Here is a 17,930-nt window from a genome sequence, read left to right as displayed (position 1 = left end):
GGAGGAATCATCGTGAATACAACAGTACGTTTGACAGAAAGATCCGGCTCGACTTCTTCACAGCGCAGAAAAGGCTTTGTACCGGTAGTCGTGTACGGTGCAGGTTCAGATAGCCAGTCCTTTACAGCGGATGCTAAGACAATTTCAGGTATTTTAGCCAGCAACCCACGGGCTGTTCTTACTTTGGAATTGCCAGACTCGGGCAAAAAGAACGTGGTTATTCAAGAAATCCAACGTCAGCCAATTTCCAAACAACTGCTGCACATTGATTTTCAGCAGATTGATATGAAGGCCAAATTGGATACAAAAGTAGCGTTCCACTTTACAGGTGAACCAGTAGGTGTGAAGAGCGGCGGCGTGCAACAAATTGAATTGCATGAGCTGGATATTCGCACACTTCCAGATAAAATAGCTGCATCCTTTGAAGTGGATATCAGTGGACTAGATATTGGTGATCAATTGCTGGTATCTGATTTGCCGAAGCATGAAGGCTGGGAAGTATTGACGCCTGAGGACACATTGATTGTCCGTATTTCACCTCCAGCAGCGCAAGAGCCAACAGAAGAAGATACTGCTGAACCCGCTGTAGCTGAAACTGCTGGCGAAGATAAAGCAGAATAGTATAGAGATAAATAGTAAAGAGCAGATAGAATCCTTGTAAAGGAGCTGTCTGCTCTTTTTGTTTTGTCTTCATAAATATGAATTCATAAAAATGATGCTGGTCTTTCGTATGATTTCTCAAATGGAAATTTTGGTTGTTTCGCCTCATTTAGTTAAAAATTTACATAAAATCGTTGACGAACGGGTTTCTAAGCCTGAAAATGAGGACAATTACCATGGTAAAATATTCAAAAGTCCCTGTTGTTGCTGTTTGAAAACGCTTTAGTTTTTATGCTTCAAAGAACTCTTATTGCCTAGTTCATCATGATTAAGAGGAGGAAAGTTATGAAGATGAGGAAGCTGTTTTCGATCTTAATGACAAGTTTGCTGGTGCTTGGGGTAGCTCTACCCTTTGGTGGAAAAGCGAATGCAGATGCTGCAAGTGACGCTTCAAATCGTGCTTTAATCTGGCTGAAGGCCCAGCAGGATGCAACAGCGGGGTATGCTTTTGAGGGACTGGTAGATAGCTTTGAAGATTTCTGGGGACCAAACAACCCCAAACAGATTGTATACACATATGATCAAGCGGTTGCAGCTATCGCCTTTATTGTAAAGGGTGAACGGACGCGGGCAGAGCAGGTTTTGAACAAAATGCGGGACATTCAAGATCCATCAGGCTTCTGGCTGAATTCTTATTGGTATAACAACGGCTTCGGAGAAGAAATCCGTAAACATGTGGGACCCGTTGTATGGATGGCAATGGCTGCTATGGCTTATGAGAAGCAATATAATGATTCACGGTATCGTCCAATGGCGCTCAAAGCACTAGATTGGAGTTTACAGTATAAAAAGGCTAATGGCAGTATCGCAGGGGGATGGAGTGGTTGGAGTAATTCCGATGAGCCTTGGAGCTCAACCGAGCACAATATCGATATTTACCGGGTATTGCAGTATTATGCTTCGGTGGATTCCTCAAAGGCAGCCACTTATAACAGTGCGGCTTCTGGAGTCAAAACCTTCCTGGATAATTATGTGTGGGATGACACAGTCAAACGTTTCAAGGGGGGCTGGAAAAACGATACAAATCTGATCGACCCCAAAATACCTTTAGACGTGAATCCTTGGGGAGTATTAGCTTTAGGCGTATCCGGAACACATAACTACGGCGCAAGCTTAACCTATGTGGAAAATGCCTCCGGCACCCCGGGAACACTTGCGAATCCGCGTTACAAGCAGACGCTTACTTACAATGATGCTGGGAATACGCTCACCGGATATGATTTTGACTGGACAGATGAAGTATTGCCAGCGTATGACGATAACGGAAATCAAATTGGCAATACGGGTGCTGACGTATGGTTTGAAGGAAGCGCATTCATGTCGCTCGCTTATTATCTGCAAGGCAATGCCTCAAAGGCAGACGCTATTAATACAGAGATTATTAAAAAACAAGGCACAAGCGGTGCTTCGCTTGGGGGTATTCCCTACTCGCTGAAAGGGTCCAGCAACAGTTATTGGGTGATGGCGCAGCAAAACTGTGTTTCCAGCACAGGTTGGTTAATAATGTCCCTGCACCGGTTTAATCCATTCACAGGTCAATATTTGACGGGTGGTGGTAATACTGGGGATACAACCGCGCCAACCGCTCCCGCTAATCTAACGGTAACCAGTAAGACGGATACAGGAGTTAGCTTAAGCTGGTCCGCTTCTACCGATAATGTTGGCGTTACAGGTTATATTGTTTATCGTGGAACACAGCAGGTGTCCACTGTGGGGGGAACTACAGCTACTGTTAGTGGACTTACTCCAAGCACAGCCTATACGTTTACAGTAAAAGCTACAGATGCAGCAGGTAATTTATCCTCCGCTAGTAATACCGCAACAGTTACTACTAATCCCACTGGAGGCAGCGGAGGCGGTGATCATGTGACGGCTGACTTTACAGCAGGGGTAACGAGACTTTCTGCTACAGAGGCGAGTATCTATATTACACCTGTAACCAGTGCCCTTTATGTAGATGTGCATTACAAGATTAACGGGGGTTCCCAGCTTAATTACAGGATGACTAATAACTCAGGAACATGGAAGCAGACGGTGAGTGGATTAAGCGCTGGCAGCAGTATTGAGTACTGGTTCACTTACGAAAAATCCGGCCCGCAATATGATTCAGCACATTATACTTTTGTTCAGTAAGATTAGCAGATCGTAAAAATCATTCTAAGAGAAGGCTGTTCCATGCTGCTATTTATAGCGGCGGGGGCAGTCTTTTTTTGTGGAAAAAATAGTGAATGACCGTTAAATCCTTCTCAAGACGGAGGTCTGCTCTTAAGGTATGCTTTAAAATCTTTGGGGGAGACGTTAGGACACGATGGTTACTAGCGTAGGTATGAGGGGAGTTTAATTTATTGGTTTTACAACGTAACAGTGTTATGTTACGATGGCTTCAAGGAGTGATAAGCATGGAAGAGGATTTGATCTCAAAGAAGCAGCTATTGGATTTAACCGGTATATCTTATGGGCAATTGTACCGCTGGAAGCGGAAGCAGTTGATTCCAGAGGAATGGTTTATCCGTAAATCTACGTTTACTGGACAGGAGACTTTTTTTCCAAAAGACATGATTTTGTCCCGTATCGATAATATTGTGAATATGAAAGATGGACTTTCTTTGGATGAAATGGCTGATAAGCTATCAGATAAGGCTTCTTTTGACAGAGTAAGTGTATCTGCTGCGGATATTATAGAACGTAACATTGTTTCGTCGATGACGCTGGGGAAATTTGGAGAGAGGCTCGGTGTCAAGAATGGATATAGCTTCGATCAACTCACTTATTTATTGGCTGTAGATCGCCTGCTTAGTGCAGGGGAGATGAGTATGGAGGAAGCAGAACTGCTGTTTCGAACCTTAATGGATAAAGCCTCCAATCTTGAGAGTGGCAGCTGGGAGTTATTTTTTATCCGCAAAATGGGGGTGTCATCCTTTATTCTGGCTCAGGCACCAGCAGAGTTATGGTTCGATGAAGGGGTAAAGCTGGTCAGTAAAATACTCAGTGCTGATGTAATAGAACAATTGAAAGGTAAGCTTGCTTTTAAGCTTGTTGAATAGGGGGTTAGTGTAATGGACAAACGAGAGCTGCCGGATCTGATTATAAACGGAGTCAGCGGGGGGGCAGGAGGTACTTATAACAGCGTGCGAATCGATGGTGTAGGCAAAGTAACGGGACCCATCGTGACGCGAATTTTTAAAGGAAACGGGCATATGAATTTGAAGAATGATCTCTCGGCGGAAGAAGCGGAATGCAATGGAACGATGAAAGTGCTGGGCCATTTGCGTTTTAACTCCCTAAAAGTGGACGGAATGATTACTGTCGGGGAGAGCATTCGGGGAGAAAGCTGCACACTTCATGGAATGCTGAATATCAAGGGTGATTGTGAGCTTGAGGATTTTGCGGGGGAAGGAAGCTTTAGTGTCGGAGGTTTACTTAGTGCAGGACATGTAGACTTCAAACTGCAAGGGCAGGGAAAGGCGCATGAAATTGGTGTGGAGAGTCTAGTGATCCGGCAAACGAATAGTGGAGTCTGGAGCAAAATGTTAAGTGGAATCATCCCTAAATTAAGATCGGAGCTGCGGGCTCGGACTATTGAAGGAGATTTTATTGATTTGGAATATACAACGGCTGATGTTATCAGGGGCAATATTGTGATTGTAGGTCCAGGCTGTACTGTTGAGCGGATAGAGTATCGTGATCAGATCACAGTACATCCTGAAGCAAAGGTTGGAAAGGTGGAGAAGATCGGTGACTGAAGAAACAATTCGGAGTAATTTGAAAATAATGGGCACAACGACCTCAGCGGGAGGCTTTTTTCGGGATATTAAGGTTACTGGGGAAGGTCATTTTGCAGGGGATGTAGATTGTGAGAAGTTGAGCCTGACTGGAAATGCAAGGGTAGATGGAAACCTGTTAATGACCAAAATGAAAATAACCGGTGAGATGACACTTATGGGTAATCTTGAAGGGTATTCCTTGCGGGGTCAGGGGGAAATTAAAGCAGCCTCCGTAAAAATCGACGATATTCATCTTAACGGTAATTTGGAGGTTAATGGTGATTGTGAAGGTGAACATCTGCGTATTTCGGGGGCTCTCAATGTGGCAGGACTGCTAAGTGCGGAGCAACTGGAGATCAATTTATATGGTCTAAGTAGAGCGAAAGAGGTTGGAGGAAGTGCTTTAACGATCAAAAAAAGCAAGACCGGAAAATTCCTGCATTTGATGAAGCAGAATCCTAAAGTGCTTTTTGAGGCTGGGCTCATTGAAGGCGATACGATAGAGCTGAATAATACAAAAGCAAATATTGTCAGAGGAGATCGGGTAATCATCGGTGTGGACTGTGAGATTGATACTGTGGAATACCGTAGTGCTTTGGAGATTCACAAGAATGCAATAGTGAGGCATCAAGTAAAGCTGTAACACATAGTTATAGATCTTTTGACAATGGGGAGTGGAATAAATGAGTGCTGCCAAAGCGCCCAATCTGGGCATTGTAATCGCAGGTCTGCTGTTAGGAATACTGATGGCCTCCATGGACAGCACCATCGTTGCTACAGCAATGGGAAATATTGTTGGAGAACTAGGCGGTATGGACAAATTTGTCTGGGTAACATCAGCTTATCTCGTAGCTGAGATGGCGGGGATGCCTATCTTTGGCAAGCTGTCTGATATGTATGGGCGTAAAAAGTTTTTTGTTTTTGGGATTATTGTATTTATGGCGGGTTCAGCGCTTTGCGGGACGGCAGATACGATTACTCAGTTGGCTGCTTATCGGGCGATTCAGGGAATTGGAGGCGGCGCGCTAGTGCCGATTGCTTTTGCCATAATGTTCGACGCCGTACCGCTGGAGACACGGGGCAAGCTGGGCGGTGCATTTGGTGCGGTATTTGGATTATCGAGTATTTTTGGTCCATTGCTAGGCGCGTATATCACCGATCATATTGCTTGGCAGTGGATATTTTATATTAACTTACCGCTTGGACTGTTGGCTTTTGTGATGGTCGTTTTCTTTTATAAAGAGTCACATGAGCATTCCAAACAACCTATTGATTGGCTGGGTGCGGGCACACTGCTGGGCTCTGTCATCTGCTTAATGTTTGCGTTGGAGCTGGGTGGAAAAGAGTACGCTTGGGGCTCATCGATGATCCTCGGCTTATTTGCAGCTTTTGCTATATTGGCGGCAGTGTTCCTTTTTGTAGAGACGAGAGCGAAAGAGCCGATCATTTCCTTTGCGTTATTCAAAAAAAGACTGTACGCCGTCAGCATTCTGTGCGCGCTATTTAGTGGTGCTGCATTTATCGTGGCTTCCGTATATATCCCGATCTTTATCCAAGGTGTATTAGGGGGTTCGGCTACCAATTCAGGACTTGTCCTGCTGCCGATGATGGTAGGCTCAGTAATTACCGCCACAACGGGAGGATTCCTGATGGCAAAAACCAGTTACCGCAATCTGCTGATTCCTACGTTTGTACTTTTGGTGATCGGCACAGGGCTGGTAGCAACGCTTACTCCGGAAGCTTCACGTCTCTTGGTTACCTTGTATATGATTTTAATCGGATTAGGCATTGGCGCTTCCTTCTCTGTGTTAAGCACAGCAGCTATTCATGGTCTGACTGCGCAGCAACGCGGCTCTGCCAGCGCAACACTGAATTTCATTCGTTCGCTTGGCATGACCATCGGAATAACCACATTTGGCATTATTCAAAGCCATTATTTCTCGGGCAGTCTAACTAAGTTGCTCACAGCAAATGGAGGAGCTGCTTCTGCGGGGGCTGCTGGGGCTATGGATTTTAAAGATCCGCATTCTCTGCTGTCGCCTGAGACTAGAGCACTGATTCCACCGGAAATTTTGAGCAAAATTACGGAGGGACTTTCCTCTTCCATTGCGAACACCTTCGCTTGGGCGGTTATTCCTGCTGCGTTAGCTTTGCTGGCCTCCTTTTTTATGGGGCGCCAGAAACTGGATGCCTCCGCGGAGGGGAAAGTTCAGACGCCTGGGCATTAGGCTGTGGCGAAAGGCGCGGGCATTCGAATGAAGAGCGGAATGTAGTGCGCATTATGCGGAATGCAGTGAATTGGTTGTAAACAAACTAGGGTTGTAAAGTGATGGAGCAGCTTCTCATTTGAGAGGCTGCTTTTTTATGTGTGGTTGGGAGTACAAATGAGCATGAACCCTCGAAGTAAAGGAGCTGAGTTCGAAGGTTGAGTAAATGCGATGAATTCTGGAAATAAGAGCATCTGAGTCCGATAGCAGGAGGGAATGCGATGAACCCAAGAATGAGTCCGCTAGCAGGAGGGAATGCGATGAATTCAAGAATGAGTCAGACTGCATGAGGGAGTGCGCTGAATTCCGGAAATAAGTGCAACTGAGTCCTCTAGCATGAGCAAATGCGATGAACCCAAGAATGAGTCCGATAACATGAGCAAATGTGATGGATTCTAGATAGAAGTGCGCCTAAGAATGATGCATGGAGTGTTGCGGACTGTATAGTCGCTATTGCTGATTTTTGAGCTACTTTGCCGTAGTTTCGGACTGTATAGCTCTTATCGGCATGAATTTGCTCATATTTGGACTATATTTGTGTGGATAGCTGCACCTGAGTCCGATAGCACGAGAAAATGTGTTGAAACCCGGAAATAAGCGCACCTGGGTCCGACAGTATGAGGAAATGCGATGTATTCTCGATAGAAGTGTGCCTAAGAATGATGGGTGGAGTGTTGCGGACCGTATAGTCGCTATTGCTGATTTTTGAGCTACTTTGCCGTAGTTTCGGACTGTATAGCTCTTATCGGCATTCATATGCTCGTATTTGGGCTATATTTGTGTGAATAGCTGCGCCTGAGTCCGATAGCACGAGGAAAAGCGCTGAATTCCGGAAATAAGTGCATCTGGGTCCGATAGCATGAGCAAATGCGATGAATCGAAGAATGAGTCAGACAGTATTAGCAAATGCGATGAATTCTCGAGAGAAGAGTGCCTGATTTTGCTGCATGAAGTGTGTTGCGGACCGTATAGTCGCTATTGCTGATTTCTGAGCTACTTTGCCGTAGTTTCGGACTGTATAGCTCTTATTGCCACGGATTTGCTCGCAGTTGGACTATATTTGTGTGAATAGCTGCACCTGAGTCCGACAGCACGAGAAAAAGTGTTGAATTCCGGAAATAAGTGCACCTGAGTCCGATAGCGTGAGCAAATGTGATGGATCCAAGAATGGGTCCGACAGCATGAGCAAATGCGATGAATCCAAGAATGAGTCAGACAGTATGAGGGAATGCGATGAATTCTCGAGAGAAGAGTGCCTGATTTCGCTGCATGAAGTGTGTTGCGGACCGTAGAGTCGCTATTGGTGATTTTTGAGTTACTTTGCCGTAGTTTCGGACTGTATAGCTCTTATCGGCATGCATATGCTCGTATTTGGGCTATATTTGTGTGGATAGCTGCACCTGAGTCCGATAGCATGAGGGAATGTGTTGAAACCCGGAAATAAGTGCACCTGGGTCCTATGCCAAAACTATGAAGTGTGAAAAACCATAACGGACGAAGAGGACATAGCGCACCATAGTTGATGTAACGGACGAAGAGGACATAGCGCACCATAGTTGATGTAACGGACGAAGAGGACATAGCGCACTATAGTTGATGTAACGGACGAAGAGGACATAGCGCACCATAGTTGATGTAGTGAACGAGGAGAGTCTAGTTGCCCATAGCTCCCAAGCGCTCCTTAGGAAACCATCTCTTTCAGCGGTAGGATGACGGGAATTCCCTGTCATCCTGCCGCTTTTTATAAGCCAAAAGGCATGTAGGCTCTCCATCACTAGACCCACAGCGATTAGGTAGAAAATGGTCGAAATATATGCGAATTTGGTTCACAAGCATCAGACGGTTCTCCAGTGAGGCCGTTCTGTGTTCTATCTCGTCATACGTAAAGGTTCTGATACTATGAAAACGTAATCAAAATCTGGGTATAGGAGATTCCGACATGGGGGTACCTTCTGGTGAATTACTTCCCAGCGTCGATCCGGTTCATCGATCCCGCTGGAAGATGAAGAACAAACATAAGTTGTTCTTCATGGCTTTTCCGTTTCTTGTTGTCACCTTTATTTTCTATTATCTGCCGATCAGCGGATGGATTTATGCATTTTATGATTTCATTCCCGGAATACCGTTGTCTGACACGCCATATGTCGGGTTGAAATGGTTCAAGACGATTGTATCCAATCCAACACAGACCGCAGAGGTTGTGCGCGTGCTGAAGAACACTCTTGCCATGAGTTCACTAGGACTAATTACCTCAATATTTCCAGTGATCTTTGCGATTTTTCTGACCGAGATTAAGTCAGGCTGGTATCGCAAGATGGTGCAGACGCTAACCACGATTCCGAACTTTATCAGCTGGATTCTGGTATATGCATTGGCCTTCTCGTTGTTTTCCGTTGATAACGGGGTCATCACACACATTTTAGTGCAGCTTGGAATCGTTGATGAGGGTTATAACTTTTTAGCCTCCAGCTCAAATATTTGGGTCACGATGATCATTTGGTATTGGTGGAAATCGTTAGGCTGGGGTGCCATTCTCTATCTTGCTGCAATCGCAGGCATTGATCAGGAGTTGTATGAAGCCGTAGAGGTGGATGGTGCAAGCCGGTTCCGTAAAATCTGGCATATTACCATTCCGGGTCTTATCCCAACCTTCTTTGTCCTACTGCTGCTCTCCATAGGTAACCTGGTCAATAACGGGATGGAGCAGTACTTTGCCTTTCAAAATGCGATGAATAAAGATTCCATAGAAGTGCTGGATCTTTATGTATACAATATTGCGTTCGCTAACAACTTTCCGTTTGCCACAGCTGTCAGTATGCTGAAGTCGGTTGTCAGTGTAATTCTACTGTTCGCGGCAAACACATTATCCAAGATGGTGCGTGACGAATCTATCATTTAAGGCAGGGGTGATCCCATTTGAGAAAGAAAAAACTAACTTCTGGAGAATTAATCTTTCAAATTATTATCTACACACTCTTTGGATTGTTCACCCTGTCATGCATTTATCCATTCTACTATTTGTTCATTAATACGATCAGTTCGAATGATCTTAGCGCAGCAGGGTATATCAAATTTTATCCAAGGCAGATCCATTTTGATAACTATAGTAAGGTTCTAAGAATCAGTGGTTTAGGTCATGCGGCTACAGTCTCTATTTATAGAACAGTTGTTGGTACTTTGCTCACCGTTGGATCTTCGGCATTTCTTGGGTACTTGTTCACCAAAAAGGAAATGTGGGGCCGGAGTATTTGGTACCGCAGTGTTGTAGTTACGATGTATTTCAGCGCAGGGCTGATCCCATGGTATATCACCATGCATAACTTGCATCTGACTAATAATTATCTGGCTTATATTTTGCCAACCATTATTACTCCTTTTAATATCATTTTGGTCAAAACCTTCGTCGAGGCTATTCCGCCCTCACTTGAGGAGTCGGCGTCAATGGATGGAGCAGGTTACTTCCGGGTGTTCTGGAGTATCATTGTTCCTCTTACGACACCTATCTTGGCTACGATTACGATTTTCTCAGCGGTGAATCAGTGGAATGCCTTTATTGATACGGCGTTTCTGATGACAGATACGAAATACTTTACGCTCCAGTTCTTATTATGGCGTTATTTGAACGAATCCAGCTCGCTCGCGGCCTTAATTCGTAATTCGCCAGATATGGCCGCTAGTGCAGCGAATATGCAGACTCCAACCTCTGTGCGGATGACTGTAACGATGATCGTCGTATTGCCGATTTTGATCGTGTATCCGTTCTTCCAACGCTTTTTCGTCAAAGGAATTATGATCGGTGCGGTTAAAGGCTGATGGGTGGCCGCTCTGGACCAGAACTGGGTTTTCCTCTGTTATAAGCAGAGTTGAACTATAAGTGAAGAGATGAAAGGGAGGGTATAAAGCAATGAGAATAAGAAGAGCATCGCTTGTCATGCTATCCGTAATCCTGGTCTTCGTTCTTGCAGCATGTGGCGGGGGGAATAATACGGCTAACTCGGGCAAAAACACGAGCACAGAGAAACCTACGTCGGCTGCCACGAATGCCCCGGCGGAAGAGACAGCAGCACCGGATGACGGAGCGCTTGATCATTCCAAGCCGCTGAAGCTGACTGTATTCTCAACAACCGCTAACTATGCCGGTCCACAAACCGGATGGTTTGCAAAAATTATCAAGGATAAGTTCAACATCGAAATGGAGATTGTAGCTTCAAACCTGACTGGTGGAGATACCAAAATTTCTGCAATGATGGCTTCCGGAGATCTTGGAGATATCATCATTTTCGGTGACGACAAGAACCACTATCCAAATGCCATCAAAGGAAAGCTGCTCTTGGACTGGACACAGGACGGTCTTTTGGACAAATACGGAAAAGACATTTCTAGCACTTTTCCAAAAGCTATTGAAAAAGCTAAGGTAGCTTTTGGCGGTGGATCATCAGTCTTTGGTATGGGGAACAGCGTAGCTTCTAATCCATCCGGACCCTCTGAAGGAAAAGATATGACTTGGGGTCCAGACCTGCGCTTTGATCTTTACCAACAAATTGGAGCGCCAGAAATTACAAAGATTGAAGATTATCTGCCTGTGCTGAAAAAAATGCAAGAGCTCGAGCCTAAGAATGAACAAGGCAAAAAAACCTATGCTTTCTCGATGTGGTCTGATTGGGATGGCAACTATAAAATGACATTGGCTAAACAGTTCGCTAACATGATGGGCTATGACGAAATTCCTGATACTGCTGTGTATGTTAAGGCAGATGAAGAAAAGTATTATGACTTCTTATCCGAAGATAGCTGGTACATGAAATCGCTCAAACTGTATTTTGAAGCTAACCAGATGGGTCTGGTTGATCCGGACTCTATGACGCAAAAATTTGACGATGTTGTAGCGAAATACAAAGATGGTCGTCTATTGTTCTCTTGGTTCCCATGGCTTGGAGCTGCTAACTACAATACACCAGAAAGAACAGCCGAAGGTAAAGGTTTTGCGCTGGTTCCGTTCAAAGATGAATTGATGTATTCCACAGGGTTCAATGTTTACGGTGGTAACGGTATTATTGCAATCGGCGCAAAAGCTAAGGAGCCTGCTAGAATTATGGAATTCATTAACTGGATGTACACACCGGAAGGTGCAATGATTTCTGCAGGAAGTGGTACAGCAGTACCTAACGGACCTCAAGGTCTGACTTGGGATATTGATGCAAACGGCAAACCTGCAGTGACTGATTTTGGTTGGAAAGCTTATACTGATCAACAGAATACTCAAGTTCCTGCTGAATACGGCGGGGGTGACTACTACTATGGCTCCAATCAAATGAACTTCTCGTTTGTGGTTCCGGCGATGGTGAATCCAGAGAATAGTGAGCCATTCGATCATAATCTGTGGACAACAACCCTAGAGCGTAACCCTTCCAAGCTTGATAGTGACTGGAGAGCGAAAATGGGTGTTCTGACTCCTAAGGAGTATTTTGAGAAAAACAATCTATTGGCTGTAGCACCACAAGGCTTCACTGGCAAAGAACCATTAACCATGGATAAAACAGTGGAACAAAAGAATAAACAAATCGGTACGGTTATTCAACAGATTTCCTGGAAAATGGTCTTTGCTAAAGATCAAGCGGAATACGATAAATTGAATAAAGAAATGCATGATAAGGTAAATGGTCTTGGGTATTCTGAAGTTATGGATTTCTCGATTAAAAAGGCTGAGGAATTGTTCGAGGCCCGTAAAAGCGTTAAATAAACACGGCTAGTAACTATAAAATAAGGCGGGGCGGCGTGGAGGCTGTTCTGCCTTATTCTATTCAATTAAGGATAAATGTGGTATTCTCACATTAATATAAAACGCTTTCAGATAGAAAGAAGAGGATAATCCAGATGGTAAGAGTACCCCTGCGGAGTCATACTCCAGCTGTCAAATCCTTACGTAATACCTTATTTATCTATCTAGTAATCGGAACACTACTTCCGCTTCTCTTAGTAGGATTCGTAACCTACACCTCTATTTACTCCATCCTTTCAGGTAAAATTGGCAACGGGATCAGCGCTAGTCTGAGACAGGAAGCCTCAAGCCTGGAGAATGCCATCGACAATATGGATTTTGCCTCCAAACAGTTTGCTCTGGACGGTCAGATTGTGCAGGAGATGTCCTCATTTATTCAGGAAAAACAAATTTTTCGCAAATCGCAAATGATGAATTCCATCAACCAGAAGATCAATCTAGTCAATTTTACGAACCCTTATATTGGACTTACAGCCTACATTATGCCGGACAGCGATGATCCCGTTCTGTTCACCAACATGAGCGCACGCAGAAATTTTGATATCAGTACATTGCCGTCTTTTATGCGATATAACGGGGCTGACTATTATGGACCACATCCCACTATGTACGCTGTTGGTGATAATCTCGTATTCTCGGAGCAGCGGATTGTCCGTGTGCCGGGCCAGCATAAGCTTTATATTTATTTGGAGACGAATTATAGTTTGTTTCGCAAAATCTTCAATCAGGAGTCCTACGGGATGAAAGTAAATCATCTGCTGGTCAATCAGCAAGGTAATAGTACAAAAGTGATCGATGGCAAACTTCCGCTAAGTATTATTAAAGCTGCGGGAAGCAACTCCAATCTCACCCATGAAACGCTAAGTGGATATCATCTGTTTCGTTACGCGAGTCCTCAGGGCTGGAAGCTTATTGCCGTTGTGAAAAAATCAGAATTCAACAGTGAAATTTATTCTTGGTTTTATAAAATGATCTTACTTGCCTTCTCCACCCTTCTTTTTGCCGGGTTTCTGGCTTGGATCATCTGGAGGAAAATTTATGGTCCGTTGCGTAAGGTCAACCTTGAAATCAACCGAATGGCGGAAAATGTTACCGCTCCGGTAGCCTATACGAATGTGGAAGAATTTGATTTCGTGCTTACCAACTTTCAGCAGATGAAAAAACAGGTGAATGAGCTGATTGTTGCGGTTGCCCATAATGAGAAACAGAAAAGCCAATTTGAGATCGAGAAGTTGCTCAGCCAGATCAATCCTCATTTTTTGCATAATACCTTAAATACGGTACAGTGGATGGCCCGGCTAAACGGCCAGAAGGAGATCGACAAGCTGGTCACTCTTCTTGTAAAGGTGCTGCATTATAATCTGGGAAAGCAAAGCATCATTGTTACCATTGGCGAGGAAATTGAAGCGATTCGAAATTATATGGAGCTGCAGCGTATTCGTTATGATTATGAATTTGAATTTAACGTTGAAGCTGATGAGGATGTATTGTCTGTGGCTGTCCCGAGATTTTTGCTTCAGCCTCTGGTTGAAAACTCGATTTATCATGGATTAAGCGATAATGGCAAGGTAGATGTTGAGATAACGAAACATGGTGAAGGAGAAGTTCAGTTATGTGTAAAAGATAACGGCGCTGGGATGGATGCAGATACATTAGATCAGCTGTTGTCTGATGATGGAGCGAAAAAACGGGGACTTGGAATTGGTTTTTCATATGTGAACCGGATGCTTAGAACCTATTATGGAGAACAAATGAAGCTAGAGATGTTCAGTAAGCCAGGAGAAGGTACGGTTGTATCCATTGTGATTCCGAGGAAAGGTAAGGAGGACTTCGATGATTAAGGCTGTAGTTGTCGATGACGAGAGACTCGTGCGAAAAGGCTTCATTTCCCTGATTGACTGGTCATCCTTAGGGATTGTTATAGTTGGGGAGGCAGGTGATGGTAAATCTGCTTTGGAGCTGCTTCAACAGCAGGAAGTAGATTTATTATTTGTGGATTTGACCATGCCAGGCATTTCAGGCTTCGAGCTTATTAAAATGGTTAGACAACGGTTCGCAGGCATTCGCTGTGTTGTCCTTACTTGTCATCATGAATTTGACTATGTTCAGGAGGCTATGCGTTTAGGAGCCGTTGACTATATTGTAAAAACACTGCTTGAGATGGAAAATGCGGATGAAACCATCAGACGTCTTGTCGATCGTATTAAATGGGAGGACAATACACGGGATGCTCTGGTTCGTGGGGAAAGTAAACGTATGGCTGCTGATAAGGCTCTGCTGTATTTGCCACTAAATCATCAATGCAATGAAGAAGAATTATTTCAGCTGTCCAGCGTGAAAAATAATCCGCTCATTACTTTTCATGAGATGTGGATGTCGCCCTTATTACATCGTTTCTCAATAGATGAGAGCAAACGTGAGCTTAAGATCCAGCTATCCGGACGATGGCAGACCGCGCTAATCAGTGGATTGAGAGATCAACCGTTACAGGAATTAGAGGAACAGCTCACTGCGAAATTACGCCGTATTCTATTTTATCATCCTGAACCTGAGGATTTGACCTCATTGAAATATGAAGACATAAAGAAGGAACCAGCGGCTCCCTACTCAAAACAAGAGGCGGATAATCTGCTGGAGCAAGCACAGAATTTGAAGTGGACAATTGATGGAAATGAGTGGGAGAAATTTGTAGCAAACATAATTCAGCAGAAACCCCGTTCTGATCAGTTTCTGGCGTTTGCACACTCTCTAATACAAAGCTGGAGTTCTTTACTTTTAAAGCCTGAAGATGCTGCTCAACTGGAAAGGGACATCTCCCATAATCTGAACTGGTGCCATTGGAAGAACTGGCTGCGGCGATTTTCTGATCATGTGGGACGAAGAATGCTGGAACTTGGATTAACTAAAGAGGTTATGTCCTGTCTTATTCGTGCAGTTCGTTATATGCAGAGTCATGCAGGTGACAAAATCAATCAGAGCGATGTAGCAGCCGTCATTAATATGAGCCGTGGTTATTTCAGCCAATGTTTCGCTCGTTTTGCCGGAGAGACATTTGGTGAATGTTTACGGGGAATGCGGCTGGAGCTCGCCAAATCACTGCTGCTGGAGACTACTCTTCCCGTCTGTGAGATTGCTTCGCGGTCCGGTTTTGAGGATGATCGTTATTTCAGCAGATTGTTCAGAGAACGTATTGGTAAATTACCAAGTGAATTCCGTGCGGAGGGGAAAAACCAAATATGAAATTTTGGAAATTTATCCTCCTAGTGTTTATGGTCATTGGAATGACATCATGTCGTGACAATATTGGTATTGTAGATTCGGTTGCAAGCCCTCAGGCAGGGGATGAAGCTACTTCTATCGCTTATAGCAAATATGAGGATCCGATTGTGATCCGAGTAGGGTTTAAGGTTCCCGACTCGCGACTTAATACAGGTGACAGCAACGATAACAATCCAATCACCCGTTATTTAGAGAGCATTACGAATATCAAAGTGGTTCACTCCTGGGAAGCGAAGGGTGAGGATGCTTTTACGCAAAAGGTACAGCTTGCCATTGATAGCAACGATTTGCCTGATGCCATGGTTGTGGATCGGGATCAACTGAAGAAATTAATTGATAATGATATGATTGAAGATTTGACAGAGACTTATAAAATATATGGATCTGAACTTATCAAGGATATGTACAATTCTACAAAGGGTGAGGCATTAGAGGACGCTTCCCGCGATGGTAAACTATATGGATTACCGAATGTAGCTATTGATGCTGACTCTCCCGTGCTGCTCTGGGTACGTCAGGATTGGCTGGAGAAGCTGGAGCTGCGGCCTCCTCAAACTTTTGAAGACATCGAGAAAATTGCCAAAGCTTTTATTGAAAAAGACCCTGATGGAAATGGAAAAAGAGATACCGTCGGTCTAAGCGGCTACAAAAATATCGTATATGGAACTAAACCATTAGTTAATGGTCTGGATGCTGTGTTTAGTGCATTTCACGCTTTCCCCACGAATTGGATTAAGGATAACAACGGCAATATCGTGTATGGCTCCATTACACCAGAGACCAAACAAGCGCTTGCTAAACTTGCTGATTGGTATAAACGCGGGTTGCTGGATCCGGACTTTGCACTATATAAGGAAACTCAGGAGCCTATTATTACAGGTAAATCCGGGATGTTTTTTGGTCCTTGGTGGATGCCTTATTATCCTTTATCAGAGGCAGTGGCTTTGGATACGAAGGCAGAATGGAGAGCATATGCAGCTCCAGTTGACGATTCCGGTAAGTTTGTCGCTCATTTAGCGCCGGTAACAGATCGATATCTTGTTGTGCGTAAAGGGTTTGAACATCCTGAGGCTGTAATCAAGCAATTAAACGTGTTTACAAGACTCGAAAGAAGACAGGATCCTAATCAAGAGGAGGTAAAAAAGCTGGGTGATTTCTCTGCGCAGACAGGCATTCAGCTGCGTGCTTATTATCCGTTCGATCTTCTGATAGATTATAGGGATGCGATTGAGAAACATTATGCTGATATCCAGCAGGCTTTGCACGGAAAGATAGACCCGGATACATTAAATTCTGATACCCGGCTCATTTATGATCAATGGGTAGCGGAAACAGAGCAGCCCAAAAAAGATCTTGAAGGCTGGAAAGCAGCGAATGCGTATAAATACGGAGTAGCTGTGTTAACCTCAACTGCTATAGAGGGAGTGCGTGGGGTCTTTTATGGGAACACCCGGCTTATGAAGACTAAATGGCCGGAACTGCAGAATCTGGAGAATGAGACGTTCTTAAATATCATTGTGGGTGATTCACCGCTTAGTGATTTTGATGCGTTTGTAGCTAAATGGAAGAGTATGGGCGGAGAAGAGATTACGGAAGAAGTTACTGAGCTTGTAAAGCAAAAGTAAACGTGGGATGCCTCAACAGCCTAATGGCTGTGGGACATCCTTTTTCTTATGTTCTATTCTTCGTTTTTACTGATTTTTTGCAGCAGGAAATGTAGTTGCTCTACTTCTTCATCGGTTAAATGGCCCACAAGGCTTTTATTAAATTCATCTAAGATGGACTGTAAAACTGGGAAGAAATCAATGGCTTTCGGGGTAGGATATAGAAGGTGAGAGCGTCGATCATTAGGATCGTCTTTGCGCTCGATATATCCCGAATTCTCTAATTGCTTCACAGAACGTGCTGTAGTTGCTTTATCGAACTTCAATTCGGCAGTTAACTGATCCTGAGTAATGCCTGGCCGAGAAAGAATCAATTTAAGAAAGCTATGCTGTCCACCACTACCGATTCCATAGGGGACAAATTGCTTAACCAGTTTCTTTTGATTTTGACGGTGAAGATGGGAAATTAGCTTCCCGATAGGCTCTCTTGCCAATATAGACACCTCTTTGGGTTATATGTTCGCTCATTTGTTGCCTTGAAATAAAGTGTACAATAAAGTCGTTGCGCACGCAACTA

The 17,930-nt window shown here is 44.1% G+C and carries 13 protein-coding genes; 12 read left to right on the top strand and 1 reads right to left on the bottom strand.

The genetic code is table 11. From position 1 onward, the window contains the following. The first annotated feature begins 12 nt into the window (after positions 1-12). The 12 genes from MHI51_RS20575 (at position 13) to MHI51_RS20520 (ending at position 17,374) form a co-directional block, all read left to right on the top strand. Positions 13-621: a 50S ribosomal protein L25 gene (locus MHI51_RS20575; RefSeq protein WP_076130800.1), complete on the top strand. Its 609-nt coding sequence runs from the start codon at positions 13-15 to the stop codon at positions 619-621. Between the two features lie 324 nt (positions 622-945). Next, complete coding sequence (locus MHI51_RS20570; RefSeq protein WP_179089376.1) at positions 946-2,793, top strand: fibronectin type III domain-containing protein; 1,848 nt, start codon at positions 946-948, stop codon at positions 2,791-2,793. 266 nt (positions 2,794-3,059) lie between these two features. After that, positions 3,060-3,704 (top strand): YhbD family protein, encoded by a 645-nt coding sequence (locus MHI51_RS20565; protein WP_076187585.1) that lies wholly within the window; start codon positions 3,060-3,062, stop codon positions 3,702-3,704. A gap of 12 nt (positions 3,705-3,716) precedes the next feature. Continuing rightward, positions 3,717-4,403: a hypothetical protein gene (locus MHI51_RS20560; RefSeq protein WP_076130804.1), complete on the top strand. Its 687-nt coding sequence runs from the start codon at positions 3,717-3,719 to the stop codon at positions 4,401-4,403. Next, a complete protein-coding gene (locus tag MHI51_RS20555; RefSeq protein WP_405173231.1) occupies positions 4,396-5,067 on the top strand; it encodes a hypothetical protein in 672 nt (223 codons plus the stop codon). Before MHI51_RS20560 ends, MHI51_RS20555 begins: the two co-directional genes overlap by 8 nt. Positions 5,068-5,107: 40 nt before the next feature. Beyond that, positions 5,108-6,652: a DHA2 family efflux MFS transporter permease subunit gene (locus tag MHI51_RS20550; protein WP_405173230.1), complete on the top strand. Its 1,545-nt coding sequence runs from the start codon at positions 5,108-5,110 to the stop codon at positions 6,650-6,652. A 1,978-nt stretch (positions 6,653-8,630) separates the two neighbouring features. Next, entirely contained in the window at positions 8,631-9,590 is a 960-nt protein-coding gene (locus MHI51_RS20545; protein WP_076130774.1) for a sugar ABC transporter permease, read from the top strand. A 17-nt stretch (positions 9,591-9,607) separates the two neighbouring features. Further along, positions 9,608-10,504, top strand: coding sequence for a carbohydrate ABC transporter permease (locus MHI51_RS20540; protein WP_036685756.1), 897 nt, complete (start codon positions 9,608-9,610; stop codon positions 10,502-10,504). A gap of 91 nt (positions 10,505-10,595) precedes the next feature. Continuing rightward, positions 10,596-12,431 carry an extracellular solute-binding protein gene (locus tag MHI51_RS20535; protein ID WP_076219824.1) on the top strand — a complete coding sequence of 612 codons (1,836 nt, stop codon included), beginning with the start codon at positions 10,596-10,598 and terminating at the stop codon, positions 12,429-12,431. 134 nt (positions 12,432-12,565) lie between these two features. Continuing rightward, the gene (locus MHI51_RS20530) at positions 12,566-14,311 is read left to right on the top strand and encodes a sensor histidine kinase (protein WP_076276063.1); all 1,746 of its coding nucleotides are present in this window, start codon (positions 12,566-12,568) and stop codon (positions 14,309-14,311) included. Then, entirely contained in the window at positions 14,304-15,710 is a 1,407-nt protein-coding gene (locus MHI51_RS20525) for a response regulator (protein WP_076219822.1), read from the top strand. The genes MHI51_RS20530 and MHI51_RS20525 overlap by 8 nt, the downstream gene beginning before the upstream one ends. Then, on the top strand, positions 15,707-17,374 hold the full coding sequence (locus tag MHI51_RS20520) for an extracellular solute-binding protein (protein ID WP_405173229.1): 1,668 nt from the start codon (positions 15,707-15,709) through the stop codon (positions 17,372-17,374). The genes MHI51_RS20525 and MHI51_RS20520 overlap by 4 nt, the downstream gene beginning before the upstream one ends. A gap of 53 nt (positions 17,375-17,427) precedes the next feature. On the opposite strand, the gene MHI51_RS20515 is transcribed toward MHI51_RS20520, so the two are convergent. Further along, the gene (locus tag MHI51_RS20515; protein WP_076130769.1) at positions 17,428-17,847 is read right to left on the bottom strand and encodes a MarR family winged helix-turn-helix transcriptional regulator; all 420 of its coding nucleotides are present in this window, start codon (positions 17,845-17,847) and stop codon (positions 17,428-17,430) included. Positions 17,848-17,930: the final 83 nt, after the last annotated feature.

Source organism: Paenibacillus sp. FSL H8-0260, assembly GCF_045040625.1.
Classification (GTDB): domain Bacteria; phylum Bacillota; class Bacilli; order Paenibacillales; family Paenibacillaceae; genus Paenibacillus_AQ; species Paenibacillus_AQ odorifer.
This window is presented reverse-complemented; position numbering and strand designations above follow the sequence as displayed.